Annotated in this window: 15 protein-coding genes; 3 read left to right on the forward strand and 12 right to left on the reverse strand. The window is 73.5% G+C overall.

Annotation, left to right across the window (positions count from 1 at the left end; genetic code table 11):
* Window positions 1-83: 83 nt before the first annotated feature.
* From BGK67_RS11260 to BGK67_RS11275, 4 genes are all read right to left on the reverse strand, one after another.
* On the reverse strand, window positions 84-1112 hold the full coding sequence (locus BGK67_RS11260; RefSeq protein ID WP_069919953.1) for a 6-phosphofructokinase: 1029 nt from the start codon (window positions 1110-1112) through the stop codon (window positions 84-86).
* Between the two features lie 145 nt (window positions 1113-1257).
* Entirely contained in the window at window positions 1258-1902 is a 645-nt protein-coding gene (locus tag BGK67_RS11265) for a response regulator (protein ID WP_107488955.1), read from the reverse strand.
* A gap of 23 nt (window positions 1903-1925) precedes the next feature.
* Complete coding sequence (gene macS, locus BGK67_RS11270; RefSeq protein WP_208948682.1) at window positions 1926-3137, reverse strand: MacS family sensor histidine kinase; 1212 nt, start codon at window positions 3135-3137, stop codon at window positions 1926-1928.
* A gap of 32 nt (window positions 3138-3169) precedes the next feature.
* Window positions 3170-3922, reverse strand: coding sequence for a lysophospholipid acyltransferase family protein (locus BGK67_RS11275; RefSeq protein WP_069919956.1), 753 nt, complete (start codon window positions 3920-3922; stop codon window positions 3170-3172).
* A 170-nt stretch (window positions 3923-4092) separates the two neighbouring features.
* Here BGK67_RS11275 and BGK67_RS11280 point away from each other — a divergent pair, with 170 nt between their 5' ends.
* Together BGK67_RS11280 and BGK67_RS11285 are read left to right on the forward strand one after the other, a co-directional pair.
* Window positions 4093-4872 carry an alpha/beta hydrolase gene (locus tag BGK67_RS11280; RefSeq protein WP_069923788.1) on the forward strand — a complete coding sequence of 260 codons (780 nt, stop codon included), beginning with the start codon at window positions 4093-4095 and terminating at the stop codon, window positions 4870-4872.
* Window positions 4865-5449, forward strand: a complete 585-nt coding sequence (locus BGK67_RS11285) for a hypothetical protein (protein ID WP_069919957.1) — start codon at window positions 4865-4867, stop codon at window positions 5447-5449. Before BGK67_RS11280 ends, BGK67_RS11285 begins: the two co-directional genes overlap by 8 nt.
* Window positions 5450-5626: 177 nt before the next feature.
* On the opposite strand, the gene BGK67_RS11290 is transcribed toward BGK67_RS11285, so the two are convergent.
* The 6 genes from BGK67_RS11290 to BGK67_RS11315 all read right to left on the reverse strand — a co-directional run bounded on the left by BGK67_RS11290 (window position 5627) and on the right by BGK67_RS11315 (window position 10596).
* Window positions 5627-6376: an endonuclease/exonuclease/phosphatase family protein gene (locus BGK67_RS11290; protein ID WP_069919958.1), complete on the reverse strand. Its 750-nt coding sequence runs from the start codon at window positions 6374-6376 to the stop codon at window positions 5627-5629.
* Between the two features lie 73 nt (window positions 6377-6449).
* Window positions 6450-7391 (reverse strand): ROK family glucokinase, encoded by a 942-nt coding sequence (locus tag BGK67_RS11295; protein ID WP_069919959.1) that lies wholly within the window; start codon window positions 7389-7391, stop codon window positions 6450-6452.
* A gap of 61 nt (window positions 7392-7452) precedes the next feature.
* Entirely contained in the window at window positions 7453-7917 is a 465-nt protein-coding gene (locus BGK67_RS11300; RefSeq protein WP_069919960.1) for a DUF5304 domain-containing protein, read from the reverse strand.
* A gap of 76 nt (window positions 7918-7993) precedes the next feature.
* Window positions 7994-9196: an ArsA family ATPase gene (locus BGK67_RS11305; RefSeq protein WP_069919961.1), complete on the reverse strand. Its 1203-nt coding sequence runs from the start codon at window positions 9194-9196 to the stop codon at window positions 7994-7996.
* Window positions 9197-9207: 11 nt separating this feature from the next.
* Window positions 9208-9651, reverse strand: coding sequence for an SRPBCC family protein (locus tag BGK67_RS11310; RefSeq protein ID WP_069919962.1), 444 nt, complete (start codon window positions 9649-9651; stop codon window positions 9208-9210).
* Window positions 9652-9756: 105 nt separating this feature from the next.
* Window positions 9757-10596 (reverse strand): metallophosphoesterase family protein, encoded by an 840-nt coding sequence (locus BGK67_RS11315; RefSeq protein ID WP_079154125.1) that lies wholly within the window; start codon window positions 10594-10596, stop codon window positions 9757-9759.
* Window positions 10597-10826: 230 nt separating this feature from the next.
* On the opposite strand from BGK67_RS11315, the gene BGK67_RS11320 reads away from it, so the two are divergent.
* Window positions 10827-12623 (forward strand): AMP-dependent synthetase/ligase, encoded by a 1797-nt coding sequence (locus BGK67_RS11320; protein WP_069919964.1) that lies wholly within the window; start codon window positions 10827-10829, stop codon window positions 12621-12623.
* 226 nt (window positions 12624-12849) lie between these two features.
* Here the strand turns inward: BGK67_RS11320 and BGK67_RS11325 are convergent, their stop codons facing one another.
* The gene (locus BGK67_RS11325; RefSeq protein ID WP_069919965.1) at window positions 12850-13992 is read right to left on the reverse strand and encodes a glycosyltransferase family 4 protein; all 1143 of its coding nucleotides are present in this window, start codon (window positions 13990-13992) and stop codon (window positions 12850-12852) included.
* A gap of 32 nt (window positions 13993-14024) precedes the next feature.
* Window positions 14025-15146, reverse strand: a complete 1122-nt coding sequence (locus BGK67_RS11330) for a hypothetical protein (protein ID WP_141754019.1) — start codon at window positions 15144-15146, stop codon at window positions 14025-14027.
* Window positions 15147-15162 lie beyond the last annotated feature (16 nt).

Consider the following 15162-nt stretch of genomic DNA (forward strand, 5'->3'; position numbering starts at 1 on the left):
GTCACCATACGACCCATGGGTCCGGGCCGCCGCCCGCCCCGTTTCGCCCGCCCCCTCGCCTCTCGTCTCTCGTCTGTCGCCTCTCAGCCGAAGAAGACGCCGACCTCCCGGTACAGCGCCGGGTCCACCGTCTTCAGCTTCGCCGTGGCCTCGGCGATGGGCACCCGCACGATGTCCGTGCCCTTCAGCGCGACCATCTTGCCGAAGTCCCCGTCGCGCACCGCGTCGATCGCGTGCAGTCCGAAGCGGGTCGCGAGCCACCGGTCGAAGGCGCTCGGCGTGCCGCCCCGCTGGACGTGCCCGAGCACCGTCGTACGGGCCTCCTTCCCGGTCCGCGCCTCGATCTCCTTGGCCAGCCACTCGCCGACGCCCGACAGGCGGACGTGTCCGAAGGAGTCCTTGGTGGCGTCCTTGAGGACCATCTCCCCGTCCGTGGGCATCGCGCCCTCGGCGACCACCACGATCGGCGCGTAGCTCGCCTTGAACCGGGAGGTCACCCAGGCGCACACCTGGTCGACGTCGAAGCGCTGCTCCGGGATGAGGATGACGTTGGCGCCGCCCGCGAGCCCCGAGTGCAGGGCGATCCACCCGGCGTGCCGGCCCATCACCTCGACGACCAGGACCCGCATGTGCGACTCGGCCGTGGTGTGCAGCCGGTCGATGGCCTCGGTCGCGATGCCGACGGCGGTGTCGAAGCCGAAGGTGTAGTCGGTGGCGGACAGGTCGTTGTCGATGGTCTTCGGCACGCCGACGCAGGGGATGCCGTACTCCTCGTACAGCTTGGCCGCGACCCCGAGGGTGTCCTCGCCGCCGATCGCGATGAGGGCGTCCACCTCGTACTTGGCGAGGTTGTCCTTGATGCCGCGGACGCCGTTCTCCGTCTTGAACGGGTTGGTGCGCGAGGACCCGAGGATGGTGCCGCCCCGGGGCAGGATGCCGCGGACGGCGGGGATGTCCAGGGGGACCGTCGCCCCTTCGACCGCGCCCCGCCAGCCGTCCTTGAAGCCGACGAACCCGTATCCGTACTCCTGCTCGCCCTTGCGGACGACGGCCCTGATCACCGCGTTGAGCCCGGGGCAGTCACCGCCGCCGGTCAGCACTCCGACCTTCATGGAATCTCCCTTCGCCATGACGGTCACGCTAGTGGTGACCCAGGTCACAGCGAGAGGTCCGGAAGAGTCAATTCGGGCGGAATCACAAGGCGTTGCGTACATCCGTTCACTCGTACGAGGACATAAGTACGACCGACGCCGCCGGCTACGCGTCGTCGAGGCCCCGCTCGATCGCGTACCGGACGAGCTCGACGCGGTTGTGCAGCTGGAGTTTGCCCAGGGTGTTCTGGACGTGGTTCTGCACCGTGCGGTGGGAGATGACCAGCCGCTCCGCGATCTGCTTGTACGAGAGCCCCTTGGCCACCAGCCGCAGCACCTCGGTCTCCCGGTCGGTCAGCTGCGGCGCCTTCGCCTCGTCCGAGGCGGCCGGCGCCGGGTCGGTGGCCAGGCGCCGGTACTCGCCGAGCACCAGCCCGGCCAGGCCCGGGGTGAACACGGGATCGCCGGCGGCCGTGCGGCGGACCGCGTCGATCAGCTCCTGGGCTCCGGCCGACTTCAACAGGTAGCCGGTGGCGCCGGACTTGACCGCCTCCAGCACGTCCGCGTGCTCGCCGCTGGCCGACAGGACCAGCACCCGCAGCGCCGGGTTCGCCCCGACCAGCTCCTTGCAGACCTGGACCCCGGGCATGCCGGGCAGGTTGAGGTCGAGGACCAGGACGTGGGGGGAGACGGCGCGGGCCCGGCGCACCGCCTCGGGGCCGTCGCCGGCCGTGGCCACCAGGTCGAAGCCCGCGGCGGCCAGGTCACGGGCGACCGCGTCCCGCCACATCGGATGGTCGTCCACGACCATGACCTTGATCTCGTGCGACTCGCTCACTGGGTCCTCCCCCTCGGTACTTTCAGTTCCACCTCGGTGCCCTGCCCGGGGACGGACACCAGCTCGGCGCTGCCGCCGAGATCGCGCAGCCGGCCGCGGATGGACAGGGCCACCCCCATCCGCCCCTCGCCCTCCGCCTGGTCGAGCCGGCCCGCCGCGATGCCCGGCCCGTCGTCCCGCACGGTCACGATCACCTGGTCGCCCCAGTCCTCGAGCAGGATCCAGGCACTGGCCCCTTCCCCGGCGTGCCGGCGCACGTTGTCGAGGGCGGCGCCGACGGCCGCGGCCAGCTCCTTCGCCGCGGGCACCGGCAGCGGCACCGGGGTGCCCGGCTCGGCGAAGCTCACCCGGGACCCGGCGTGCGGGGCGAGCAGCGTCCGCAGGTCCAGCTCGCCCTCGTCCGCGCCGGGCTCCTCGACCTCGTACGCGTCCACCAGCGCGCCCCGCGACCCGTCTCGGGAGATCCGGGAGGGCTGCACCAGCCCGCTGGTGACCAGCGTGCGCAGCGCCACCTCCTGCTCACCGGCCAGCCGCCCCAGCTCGGCGGCCTCGCCGCCCAGTTCGGTGCCGCGCCGCTGGACCATGGCGAGGACCTGGAGGACCCCGTCGTGGATGTCGCGGGCGAGCCGCTCGCGCTCGCGGGTGGCCGCCTCGATCTCCAGGGCGCGGGCGAGGGTGGCCTCACTGGCCCGGGCCACCTCGACGACGTAGCCGATGGCCACGGAGGCCACCCAGACCAGCAGGACGTTGTGCAGGGCGTCCCGGGTCGGCTCGCCGCCGTGGACGGCGATGTTGGCCGCGGCCACGAAGGTGGAGGCGACGCACGCCCAGCGCCAGCCGCCCTTGATGGCGAAAGCGAGGACCGAGCCGGCCGTCCAGATGCTGGGGAGGGTGGGGCCGCCGGCCGCGATCCGCTCGTGGGTGTCGGCGAGCGGGGTCAGCAGGATCCCGGCGAGGGCGACCGTCAGGTCGGCCCCGAGGAAGCGCTTGGTGCAGCTGGCGGCGTTCGTCACCTTGCCGTGCGTGGCCACCGTCCAGACCGCGAGGACGGCGAGGTAGCCGGCCGCGATCCCGGGACGGTCGAACCGCTGGTACGCGGCGCCGAACAGCACCACGGCGTAGACCATGGTCAACAGCCGGTAGACGGTCAGGGCACGCCAGAGCGGCTGCTCGACCGACATGCGTACGACGCGTTCGCGTTTCGCCATCTCCCCCACCCCCGCGGGCGGTGCGCCCGTCGCTACTCCGCCTTGCCGTCTGCCTTCTCCGCCTTCTCGGCCTTCTCCGCCTTCTCCGCCTTCTCGGCCTTGGCGGCGGCCTTCTCCGCGTCGGCGATCTGGCGCTTGGCCGCGGTCGCGTAGATGTCCACGTACTCCTGGCCGGAAAGCTTCATGATCTCGTACATGACCTCGTCGGTCACCGAGCGGAGGATGAAGCGGTCGCCGTCCATGCCGTGGTAGCGGCTGAAGTCCAGCGGCTTGCCGATCCGGATGCCCGGCCGCATCAGCTTGGGTACCACCTTGCCGGGCGGCTGGATCTTCTCGGTGTCGATCATCGCCACCGGGATCACGGGGGCGCCGGTGGCCAGGGCCACGCGGGCCAGGCCGCCGGGCTTGCCGCGGTAGAGCCGGCCGTCGGGTGAACGCGTCCCCTCGGGGTAGATACCGAACAGCTCCCCCCGCTCGATGACCTCGATGCCGCTCTTGATGGCGGCCTCGCCGGCCCCGCGCGCACCGGAGCGGTCCACCGGGAGCTGGCCGACGCCCTTGAAGAAGGCGGCCGTCAGCCTGCCCTTGACGCCCGGGGAGGTGAAGTACTCCGCCTTCGCGATGAAGGTGACCTTCCGGTCCAGCACGGCCGGGAGGAAGAAGGAGTCGGAGAAGGACAGGTGGTTGCTCGCGAGGATCGCCGGCCCCTCCGCGGGAATGTTCTCGAGGCCCTCCACCCACGGCCTGAAGGCGAGCTTCAGGGAACCGCCGATGGAGAACTTCATTGCGCCGTAGATCAACTCGAAAGCCTTCCTGTGTCTGTCGAACAGACCTTATCCCGTGCCTCTCCCGGCAGCGGCCCGACGGCCCTGGTCGGTGTCACCCCGGTCGCGTACGGTGAAGTCACACAGAGCAACGCACCCACCTGATGTACATCATGATCAAGGAGACCCTGGTGCCCGTCCTCCCTGGAGCCGAGCCGTTCCGCCACGAGGGCGGAGAGGTCGGCGTCCTTCTCTGCCACGGCTTCACCGGTTCCCCGCAGTCGCTGCGCCCCTGGGCCGACTACCTGGCCGGGCGAGGGCTCACGGTGTCGCTGCCCCTGCTGCCGGGGCACGGCACGCGCTGGCAGGACATGCAGCTCACGGGGTGGCAGGACTGGTACGCGGAGGTGGACCGGGCGCTGCGGGAGCTGCTGGACCGGTGCGCGCAGGTGTTCGTCTTCGGTCTGTCGATGGGCGGTGCGCTGACCCTGCGGCTGGCGGCCAGGCACGGGGACGCCATCAGCGGCATCGTCCTGGTCAACCCGGCCAACAAGGTGCACGACCCGCTGGCCTTCGCCCTTCCGCTGGCCCAGCACTTCGTCCGGTCGACGCCGGGCATCGCGAGCGACATCGCGAAGCCGGGGTCGGTGGAGGTGGGCTACGACCGGGTCCCGACGCGGGCCGCGCACTCGCTGCGGAAGTTCTTCAAGCTGGTGGACACCGAGCTGCCGCAGGTCACGCAGCCCGTGCTGCTGCTGCACAGCCCGCAGGACCACGTCGTCCCGCCGGTCGACTCGGCCCGGATCCTGGCGCGGATCTCGTCCACCGATGTCACCGAGACCCTGTTGGAACAGAGCTACCACGTCGCGACGTTGGACCATGACGCGGAGCGGATCTTCGCGGACAGCTATGCGTTCGTCGGCCGACTGGCGCAGAGCGTGGGCAGGGAGGGGGCACAGGCGGGTGGCTGAGCACGAGGAGCAGTCGGGCGGGGTTCCGCCGCTGGACGAGGAAGCGGCGTGGGCGGCGATCGTCGCCGGGTACGGGCAGGAGCCGCCGGACCCGCCGGGGGCCCGGCCGTTCAGGCCGATCGAGAACCTGCTGCTGCCGGAGGAGGACGTGAAACCGCTGCCGCCGGAGCCGGACCCCGAGGCGAAGTCGAAGCCCGAGCTCGAGCCCAAGCCCGAGCCCGGCCCTGAGCCCCCCAAGGCGCTGGGCAGTTCGGTGGTCTTCGCGCCGGGCGTCGGCCCGGGCGGTGCCGGCCCGGGCCCGCGCGACCACTCGCTCGCGGAGCCGGCGGACGAGGGCCACTTCGTCCCCCCGGAGCCGGAGCTTCCGGAGGCCGACACCACGTCGAAGTTCGCCTGGCTGGCGGTCGTCGGCGGGCCGGTGCTGCTGCTCCTGGCGGTGCTGCTGCAGTGGGAGATGACCTGGTGGCTGACGACGCTGGGCATCGGCGGCTTCCTGGGCGGCTTCGCGACGCTGGTCGCGCGGATGACCCAGGACGACGAGGAAGACGACGACCCCGGCCGCGGCGCCGTGGTCTGACCCCGACCCGCTACCGGCGCTCCGCCCCGGACCCTCCCCCCAGCCTCGAACGCCGGCGGGGCCGGATTCGGCTCATGCCGCACTCGAACGCTGACGGCGGCCAGGGCCAAGATCCAGCCCCGCCGGCGTTCGAGGCTGCGGGGGCGGAGCCCCTGACAGCGGCGCCGCACCGGCGGGCTACCGCGCGGCCGGGAGCCGGAGGGCGGCCAGCACCGGCAGGTGGTCCGTCGCCGCCGCCAGGTCCCCGGCACTCACCCCCGCCAGCCCCGCAGGGACCCCGCAGGCAAGCACCTCCACACCCCCCGCGGCGAACACCGCGTCGATCCGCCGGTCCGGCGCCGCCGCCGGGAAGGTCCGCTCCCCGCCCCAGGGGGCCACCGACCAGCAGTCCTGCAAGGTTCCCGCGAGCGCCCCGAAGGCCGGGCCGTCCGGGCCCTCGTTCACGTCGCCCGCGACGATCCCGTACGGGGTGTCCAGCCCCGCCAGCCGCTCCAGGAGCAGGCCCGCCTGGGCCAGCCGCTCCCCCCGGTCCAGGGACAGGTGCGCGCAGACCAGCCCCGCCCGGACCTGGCCGATCCGGACCACCGCCGTCGCGAAGCCCCGCCGGTGCAGGCCCGGAGTGCGCGGCAGCAGCACGTCCTGCGTCCGCTCCACGAAGACCCGCAGCGAGGACATCAGCAGCGGCCCGGCCGCCGTCGCGCCCCCGCCCAGCACCACCAGGTCACATTTCGCGGCCAGCCTCGCCGCGTGCTTGCGCCAGCGGAAGAACCGCGGCGCCTCCTGGACGAACACGAGGTCCGGCGCGCAGGCCCGGATGACCCGGGCCAGTGCCTCCTCGTCGTCGCGCAGCGAGCGGATGTTGTAGCTGAGCACCCTGATCACGGCAGAACCGTCGGGCTCCGTACGGGACTTCGGCAACTGGTCCATGCCCCGCAAGATATGACGGCGCCCGCCGCTCCCCCAAGGGGCGCGGCGGGCGGTCACGTACGAGGAGGACGGATCAGCCCTGGCGCGCCAGGTCCGCCGCGCCCACGAGCCCCGCCTTGCCGCCCAGCTGGGCGGCCAGCACCTGCGCGTGCGGACGCCAGGCGCCGCCGACCAGCCAGCGCTTGAAGGACTTGCGGATCGGGTCGAGGACGAGGTCGCCCTCGTCGGAGACCCCGCCGCCGACGATGAACGCCGACGGGTCGAAGAGCGAGGCCAGGTCGGCCAGGCCCGCGCCGGCCCAGCGGGCCAGCTCGCGGAAGGCGTCGACGGCCACCAGGTCGCCCTGCCGGGCGGCCTGGCTGATGTGCTTGCCCTCGATGCCCTCGGGGGTGCCGTCGCCGAGGGAGAGCAGGATCGCCGCGTTCTCGGGGGTGGCGTTGGCGCGCTGCTTCGCGTACCGGACGAGCGCGCGCCCCGAGGCGTACTGCTCCCAGCAGCCCTGGCTGCCGCAGCCGCACAGCAGGCCGTCGGGGACGACCCGGATGTGGCCGAATTCGGCGGCGACGCCGAAGCGCCCGCGCCGCAGCTTGTTGCCGATGATGATGCCGCCGCCGAGGCCGGTGCCGAGCGTGATGCAGATGACGTCGTCGTGGCCCTGGCCGGCGCCGAAGCGGTACTCGCCCCAGGCCGCGCAGTTCGCGTCGTTCTCGACGACGACGGGCAGGCCGATGCGCTGCTCGACCTTGTCCTTGAGCGGCTCGTGGCGCCAGTTGATGTTCGGGGCGAAGAGCACGGTGGCGCGCTTGTCGTCCACGTAGCCGGCGGCGCCGATGCCGACGGCGTCGATGGTGTGGTTGCTGCTGACTTCGGAGACGGCGGCGCAGATGGCCTCCGTCACTCCGTCCGCGGTCGGCGGGGTGGGCACCTTGTACGTCTCAAGGATGGTGCCCTCTTCGTCGACCACGCCGGCCGCGATCTTCGTGCCGCCGATGTCGACGCCGATGGTGAGTCCCATTAGTCCCTCGGTTTCCGGTCAAACCCCGCCACGGCCCACCGTACCCGAGGGCGGAGGGGGTTCAGTCGAGATCGATCCGCTCGGCCGGGCCGTCGTCGGGGCCCTCGTCACGGGGATCGCGCTCACGGGGCGCCTGCCGGGGGGCCGCGGGCTCGCCCTGCGTCCAGCGGCGTTCGTGGCCCTCGACGGCGGAGCGGTAGGCGGCGAGCAGCTCGGATCCGGCGGCCGCGAGGTGGTCGAAGACCTCGGGGTTGCGTTCGATGACGGGCTTGGCGGCGGTCTTCGCCTGGTTGACGAACTGGCGCACCGCCCCCTGCGCCGCGCTGCCGATGAGGGGGTTGTTCAGCCCGGAGACCTTGTCGGCGACGGCCTCGAAGAGCTTGAACAGCTCCTCGGCGGCGGTTCCGGTGGCCCGGCCCCCCGTCCCGCCCTGCCCGCGCAGGCGCTCCTTCTCGGCCGCGAGGTCCTCGGCACAGGCCTTGGCCCAGGCGTCGTCGTCGGTGGGGCGGTCGGTGGCCTCGCTCATGGCGGACTCTCCTGCGGCGGCTGCGGTGCGTACGGTACTGGCTACCTTCGACGGTACCCGAACGGCGGTACGCGGATCAGGGCGTGCGCGGCCAGAGTCCGGGATCGGGGGTGAACCGGATGCGCAGGCCGTCCTCGGCCAGGGCCGCGCCGGAGACGGTGCAGCGGCGCAGCGCGGCGGGCAGCGCAACGGTCCTGCGGTACGGGCCCACGGTGAGCAGCAGCTCGTCACCCCGGCGGATCAGGTCGAGCTCGCGCTTGTGCGCAGCGGGCAGCGGGACCACCCAGACGAGGACCCCGTCCTCGGCGAGCCGGTCCTCGACCGCCCAGGCCCGGCGGGGTGCGGGCGGCCGCGGTACGAGTCCGTCGGCGGCGCAGAGCGGTTCCAGGTCCTGCGGGCCGCGCGGGTCCCGGCCGAGGTGGGCGAGCCGGACCACGGGAAGCTCGCCGGCCCATGCGGAGGCGTGCTTCTCCTGCTGGGCGGCGAGCCCGGCGAGCCAGGGGTCGACGGAGCCCTCGGGCAGCAGGCGGTTGGCGACGACGGCGGCGACGGGCAGCTGCTGGAGGGCGAACCCGAGGCGCCCGGCCCGGATCGCGTCGGCGGCGGCCGGTCCCGGTTCGGCGACCAGCCTGACCTCGGTGGCGGGGGCCTCTATGACGGCCTGGACCGCGGCGAGCTCCCCGTCCCACCGGGCGGCGGCCTCGTAGAGCCACTGGGCGGGCATGGGCACGCCGGCCAGTTGGGCCAGGACGGGCCGCAGGGCGCGGGCGGCCTGCCGTTCCGCGGGGAGCAGCCGGGCGAGGTAGCGGCGCAGCTGGGCGGGGAGGGCGAGGGCGGCCAGGGCCTGGTGGAGCGGGGGCAGGTCCACGACGACGAGGTCGTGTCCGGGTGCGGCGGCGGCCCGCCGCAGGGCGCGCAGCAGGGCGAACTGCTCGGCGCCGGGCAGTTCGGTGAGTTCCTCGGCGCCCATCGGCCGGGCCCCGAGCATGCCGAGGAGGGCGGATCCGCGTTCCTGGAGGGCGGCGAGTTCCTCGCGGAACTCCTCGCCGGAGTCCACCCGGGCCACCCGGATCCCGCCGGCCACCGGTACGGCCGGCAGTCCGGGGGCGGCCTCGGCGGGCTCCCCCACCGGTTCCCCGGTGAGGGCCGCGAGGGGGTCCCCGACGTCGCCGGACAGCAGCAGCACCCGCCGCCCCTGCCGGGCCGCGGCGAGGGCGGTGGCCGCGGCCACGGTGGTCCGCCCGGCCCCGCCGGGGCCGGTGATCAGCAAGGTGTGCACGGTGTCAGGCCTCAGCCGGTCGATTCCACGCGCTTCTTCAGGCCGGCCAGGGCGCGGTCGATGATGACCTTCTCGGCCTTGCGCTTGATCATGCCGAGCATGGGGATCTTGACGTCCACGGTCAGCTGGTAGGTGACCTCGGTGCGCCGGCCGCCGTCGAGCGGGGCCAGCCGGTACGAGCCGTCCAGCTGGCGCAGCATCTGCGACTTGTCCAGGGTCCAGCCGACCTCGTGCTCGCCCTTCCAGGTGTAGGAGAGGGTGTGGTCGTCCCTGATCGCGCCCGCGTCGAGCAGCAGCCGTACCTTTTCGGCCCGGCCGTCGGCGCCGGCGGCCAGCACCTCGGCCTCCTTCACCTCGCCGGTCCACTCCGGGTAACGGGCGAAGTCTGCGATCACGGTCATCACGTCGGCCGGCGCAGCCTCGATCGTGATGCTTGAGCTGGTGTGTTCCGCCATCGCAGTCGATCCTCCGTCTGGGGGCACTTCCCAGCGGTAGCTGGGGGAATTCGAGGAAGTGTGCGGCCTCCGGCCGCCGCCCGAAGGCTACCGTGCGTGCGGAGCTCACCACTCCAGGGCCCAGGGCCTGCCGGTCGCCGCGAAGTGCCCGACGTTCACGCACTCCGTGCCGCCGATCCGCATCCGCCGGGCGAGCGGCTGGTGGACGTGCCCGAAGAGGGCGTACCGGGGGCGCGTGCGCCGGATCGCGGCGAGCAGGGCCTCGCTGCCCCGTTCGAAGCGGCGGGCGACCGTGTCGTAGCAGAGCTCCGGCACCTCCGGAGGGATGTGCGAGCACAGTACGTCGACCTCGCCCAGCGCCTCCACCTTGGCGGCGTACTCCTCGACGTCCACCTCGTACGGGGTCCGCATCGGCGAGGGCAGGCCGCCTCCGACGAAGCCGAAGACCCGGCCGCCGATCTCCACCCGCTGCCCGTCGAGCACGGTGAGGCCGGGGCGGTCGGCGTACTCCGGCCACAGGGACGGGATGTCGACGTTGCCGTAGGTGGCGTACGTGGGGGTGGGGAAGGCGGCGAACATCTGCGCGTACTGGCGGCGCACGGCGTCCTCGATCATCCGCTCCCGGTCCAGCCCCGCCCACAGCCGGCGCCCGAGGGCGTGGGCCTCGGCGAAGCGGCGCGCGGTGCGCAGCTCGACGATCCGGTCGGCGTTCTCGACGCCGAACAGGTCGGGGAAGATCCCGCGCGAGTGGTCGGCGTAGTCGAGGAAGAGCACGAGGTCGCCGAGACAGATCAGCGCGTCGGCGCCGTCCCCCGCCCTGGCGAGGGCCTCGGTGTTGCCGTGCACGTCGCTCACGACGTGGACCCGGGTGCGGGCCGCGGCACGGAGCCCGGCGCGGCTCGAATCCCTCGTGTCCGACGTCCCGTCCCGCCTGCTGCCAGCCATGCGGTCACCCTAGGGCGGTACGGTGCCGGCGGGGTAGCGGGGGTGCCGGATACAGCCGGACCTGCGGTTACTTCCGAGTCGCCGAGGGGGTCGACTAGGGTCGCCTGGAAAAGGCCGTGTCATGTGACGCAGGGAACATCTGGCCGGTTCCCTCTATCCGGAACCCACTACCGGTGGGTAACGTCCGGTCGGTCCACATGGTGGCGATGGCGCCCAGAGGAGCAGCAGTCTTGCGCGAGTTCAGCCTTCCGGCCCTGTACGAGGTCCCGTCGGACGGGAACCTGACGGATCTCATCCGCCGCAACGCCGCGCAGCATCCCGACACCGCCGTCATGAGCCGCAAGGTGGACGGCCGGTGGCAGGACGTGACCGCGACCGAGTTCCTGGCCGAGGTCCGGGCCGCGGCCAAGGGCCTGATCGCGGCGGGCGTCCGCCCCGGCGACCGGGTCGCCCTGATCTCCCGCACCCGCTACGAGTGGGTGCTGGTCGACTTCGCGATCTGGACCGCGGGCGGCGTCACCGTCCCGGTCTACGAGACCAGCTCCCCCGAGCAGATCCAGTGGATCCTCGGGGACTCCGGCGCCGTCGCCGCGGTCGTCGAGAGCGCCGGGCACGGCGCGGCCGTGGCCTCGCTGCGCGACCTGCTGCCGGACCTGCGCGACGTCTGGGAGATCGAGCGGGGCGCGCTGGAAACGCTGAAGGCCGCGGGCGCCGGGATCACCGACGCCGAGGTCGACGAGCGCAGCAGCCTGGCGTGCGCCGACGACCCGGCCACCATCGTCTACACCTCGGGCACCACCGGCCGCCCCAAGGGCTGCGTGCTGAGCCACCGCAACTTCTTCGCCGAGTGCGGCAACGCCGTGGAGCGGCTGAAGCCGCTGTTCAAGACCGGCGAGTGCTCGGTCCTGCTGTTCCTCCCGGCGGCGCACGTCTTCGGCCGCCTGGTGGAGGTGGCGGCCGTGCTGGCGCCGATCCGGCTGGGCTGCGTGCCGGACATCAAGAACCTGACCGACGAGCTGCAGTCCTTCCGGCCCACCCTGATCCTCGGTGTGCCGCGCGTCTTCGAGAAGGTCTACAACTCGGCGCGCGCCAAGGCGCAGGCCGAGGGCAAGGGCCGGATCTTCGACGCGGCGGCCGAGACGGCGATCGCGTACAGCCGGGCGCTGGACACCCCCCGCGGGCCGTCCTTCGGCCTCAAGCTCAAGCACAAGGTCTTCACCAAGCTCGTCTACAGCAAGCTGCACGCGGTCCTCGGCGGGCGCGGCGAGTTCGCGATCTCCGGCGGCGCGCCGCTGGGCGAGCGGCTCGGGCACTTCTTCCGCGGCATCGGCTTCACCGTGCTGGAGGGCTACGGCCTGACGGAGTCCTGCGCGGCGACCACCTTCAACCCGTGGGACAAGCAGAAGATCGGTACGGTCGGCCAGCCCATGCCGGGCTCCGTGGTGCGCATCGCGGACGACGGCGAGGTGCTGCTGCACGGCGAACAGATCTTCACCGGCTACTGGAAGAACGAGACGGCCACCGCCGAGGCGCTCACCGACGGCTGGTTCCACACCGGCGACGTCGGCACCCTCGACGAGGACGGCTACCTCACGATCACCGGGCGCAAGAAGGAGCTCATCGTCACCGCGGGCGGCAAGAACGTCGCACCCGCCGTGATCGAGGACCGGATCCGGGCGCACGCGCTGGTCGCGGAGTGCATGGTCGTCGGCGACGGGCGGCCGTTCGTGGCCGCGCTGGTCACCATCGACGAGGAGTTCCTCGGCCGGTGGGCCGCGGAGAACGGCAAGCCCGCCGGCGTGACGGCGGCGCAGCTGCGCGACGACGCGGAACTCAACGCCGCCGTGCAGAAGGCCGTCGACGACGGCAACGCGGCGGTGTCCAAGGCGGAATCGGTGCGGAAATTCCGCATTCTGCCCTCCCAGTTCACGGAGGAGTCGGGCCACATCACGCCGTCGCTGAAGCTCAAGCGGAACGTGGTCGCGAAGGACTTCGCGGACGAGATCGACGCCCTGTACCGGGGTTAGCCCTCGGCGAGGATCCGGTCCGTGTTCCCGGTTCGCGTGCGCGGCGCCCCGGTCAGGGGCTCCGCCCCCGACCCCCCGCGCCTCGATCGCCGGCGATGCTGGATTCGGCCGATGCCGCCCGCCAGGTGCGGCTTGCAGCCGCGGTGCCCCTGCAAGCCGACGCCGGCCACCTCCAGCCCCGTCGGCGTTTGCGGCGCGGGACGGGGCGGGAAGCGGCGGTGGCGGGTCAGAGCAGGGTGCGGAGGCGGGTGGCCAGGAGGTCCCAGCGCCAGCGGTCCTCGACCCAGGCGCGGCCCCGCTCGCCCATCCGCGCCCGCAGGGCCGGGTCCAGCAGCAGGGCGGTGATCCGGTCCGCCGCCTCGGACGGCTCGCCGCCCCGCACGACCCACCCCGTCTCCCCGTCCAGCACCGCGTCCGGCGCCCCGCCGGAGTCGCCCGCGACCACCGGCAGCCCCGTCGCCGAGGCCTCCAGGTAAACGATCCCGAGCCCCTCGACGTCCAGCCCGCCCCGCCGGGTCCGGCACGGCATGGCGAAGACGTCCCCGGCCCCGTAATGGGCGGGCAGTTCGGACCACGGCACCGGGCCGGTGAAGACCACCGAGTCCGCGACCCCCGCGGAGACCGCCAGCGCCCGCAGGTCGGACTCGTACGGCCCGCCGCCCACGATCAGCAGCACCGCGTCCGGCACCGCCGCCAGGATCCGCGGCATCGCCTCGATCAGCGTGTCCTGGCCCTTGCGCGGCACGAGCCGCGACACGCACACCACCACCGGCCGGTCGGTCAGCCCGAGCCGCGCCCGGACCTCCACCCCGCCCGACTCCGGGTGGAAGGTCTTCTCGTCCACGCCCGGCGGCAGTTGCACCATCCGCTCCGCCGCCCGGTCCGTCAGCGCCGAGGCGATCCGGGAGCGCGTGTACTCCCCCAGGTAGGTCAGCGTGTCGGTGCCCTCGCCGATCCGCCGCAGCAACTGCCGCGCCGCCGGCAGCTGGGCCCAGCCCGCCTCGTGCCCGTGCGTCGTCGCCACGATCCGCTGGGCTCCCGCCCGCCGCAGCGCCGGGCCCATCAGGCCGAGCGGGGCGGCCGCGCCGAACCACACGGACTCGCAGCCGTGTTCGCGCAGCAGGCCCACGGCCCGCCGCGTCACGCGCGGGGTCGGCAGCAGCATGGTCGTGCGGTCGCGCACCACCTGGAAGGGCTGCTCGGCGTCGAAGGCCGCGGTGGCCTCGCGGCCCTCCGCGCTGTGCTTCCACGTGGAGGCGTACACGACGACCCGGTCGGGATCCAGCCGCAGTGCCATGTTGTGCAGGAAGGCCTGGATGCCGCCCGGTCGCGGCGGGAAGTCGTTGGTCACGATCAGCGTCTTGTGCATTGCCTGCCGACAGTACCGGACGCCTGCCGCGCTCAGCGGAGCCAGCCGCGCAGGGCCTCCTGCCAGGCCTTCGTGAGCCCCTCCTGGTCCACGCCCAGCGCCTCGTCCAGGGCCGTCGGCAGCGGTTCGCGGCCCGCCCGCTCGTACAGGCCGACCAGCGCCTCCTCGCCCCACCTGTCGGCGATCAGCCGGCAGGCCAGCCACGCGCCCTCGTACGCCCGGGCCAGCGCCTGCGGGTCGCCGCCGAAGGCGAAGTCCTCCGCCGCGGGCAGCCGGGCCGGCACCTCGCCCCGCCGCACGGCCCGGGCCAGCGCGGGGGCGCCCTGCTCCGGTGTGGTGGGGCCGCCGCGGTACGCCGCCCAGTCCGCGAAGCCCTCCGAGAGCCACAGCGGGGTGGTGTCCGTGGTCGCCGCCCGGGTGGCCACGTGGGTGACCTCGTGGGTCAGGACGATCCGGCGGCCCGCCTCGCCCAGCCCGGCGTACCCCTCCGGATTGACCACCACCCGGTCCGCGGGGGCCGGTCCCGCGCCCACCCGGCCGGTGGTGACCGCCCCCATGCCCCGGTAGGCGTCGGCCGTGCCGCCCAGCAGCTGCGCCATCCCCTCCAGCGACCCGGGGACCAGCACCACCACCCGCCCGGCCCACGCCCGGGGCCACGCGGCGCTCGCCGCGGGCACCGCCCGGTCCGCCTCGGCGGCGATGCCGCGCAGGGTGTCCCCGCTCTGCCCGGCGCCGCCCAGCACCAGCGCGTGCGCGCCCCGGACCACCGAGACCGGCCCCTGGTCCCACAGCTGCATGGGCGTGCCCGGAGCGGGCCGGTCCGCGGTGACCCGCCAGGTGCCGTCCTCCTCGACCAGCCGGATTTCGCGGGCCGAGCCGCCCGGGGCCGGGTCGTAGCCGCTCAGCCGGTAGCGCAGCTCGGCCCGTACGAGGGCCCGTACGCCGTCCCGCCGCACCGAGCCGACCTCGTACGCCCAGTCCTCGACCGGGATCCCGGCGAGCCGCTCGGGCGGCGTCCGCGACCACTCGGACACGGCCCGGCGGACATCGCGCCCGGCCGTGTCCGCCGGCCGCACCGCGCAGCCGGCGGACAGCAGGCACAGCAGGAGCGGCAGGAAGGGCAATACGCGGACGGGACGGCGAGCCGGGAGCATCGGCCGATCGTACGCA

The organism is Streptomyces subrutilus, from assembly GCF_001746425.1.
Taxonomy (GTDB): Bacteria; Actinomycetota; Actinomycetes; order Streptomycetales; family Streptomycetaceae; genus Streptomyces; species Streptomyces subrutilus_A.